Consider the following 1007-nt stretch of genomic DNA (forward strand, 5'->3'; position numbering starts at 1 on the left):
GTGCCCTCTATGGAGTTCTCCAGCCAGTCGGCATAGTCATCCCCTGGCGGTTTCTCATCTATTGGGTAATCAGGAGTAAAGATGTATTGACCAAAGACGTACGGCACCACATCACCGGCATAGGGGACTACCACAAGAAAGTATGATGCCCCAGCACTGGTCAGAGTCGTCACCCCCTGTACCGTAGTCACCATGTCGACATCCCATTCCTGCCCCAATAAGGTGGCCAGGTACAGGATCTTACTGGATACCATCTCCGAAACCTCCGCCGCTGTCCCGGTGTTCCAGGTGATGTCGTCAAACACAGTGCTGGGGATAGCCCCGTCCCAATCCACCAGGGGATTACCTATCAACTGAACGGATATATTGCCTTCCCATGTCGGGGCATCATCCGCCGGGACATAGAAGGCAACTACCCCGAGCCCATAGCCCTGGTCCTTATATGGGAACGCCGCGGCAGTGGCGATAACCGTATCCTCATCCTTCAACCTGAATATGAACAGTTGGTCGGCGTTCTGGGTGGCATTGATAGTAATATAATAGGTCACCAGGTAGAGCTGTGCCCCATCTTCATTATAGTTTTGGTATGCCGCCACCTCCCGGAGCTCCAGGTCGGTAGGCTGTTCCACCGCAGCGGCCACCGGAACGGCAAGGGATAGGCTCAGTAGAACGGCCAATAACACAGGGGACAAATATCTTAGTGCTTTCGTATGCCGCATTTCGTTCTCCTGTACCCATCGCTAGTTACCCATACCCAATGACCATCTCTGCAAATCACCAGACGGCATCCCACCAAAACCAACCTACTGCGATTCTTCATAGCATAGGTCTATCTGGGAATGGCCGCTGCTGTTCCATGGGCTTACCCGCCTTCACCCACTCTATGATATCCTCCGCTCTTTGCTTGTCTGGATAGCGTTGACCATATTTCCAGTTCTCCACCTGGCGAGTAGTGATACCACAAGCACGGCTGATAGCGACGATTTCTCTGTAGTGAAACCCGGAAC

General features: G+C 53.0%; 2 protein-coding genes. Both read right to left on the minus strand.

Translation table 11 applies throughout. The features are described 5' to 3' along the window. Positions 1-719: hypothetical protein (locus tag HWQ67_RS19710; RefSeq protein ID WP_218254400.1), on the minus strand; the 719-nt coding region annotated here is incomplete at its 3' end. A gap of 97 nt (positions 720-816) precedes the next feature. Then, positions 817-1007 (minus strand): hypothetical protein (locus tag HWQ67_RS19715; protein WP_218254401.1); only part of this gene is annotated, 191 nt, incomplete at its 5' end.

Origin of the sequence: Candidatus Magnetobacterium casense (assembly GCF_019173545.1) — a bacterium.
GTDB lineage: Bacteria > Nitrospirota > Thermodesulfovibrionia > Thermodesulfovibrionales > Magnetobacteriaceae > Magnetobacterium > Magnetobacterium cryptolimnobacter.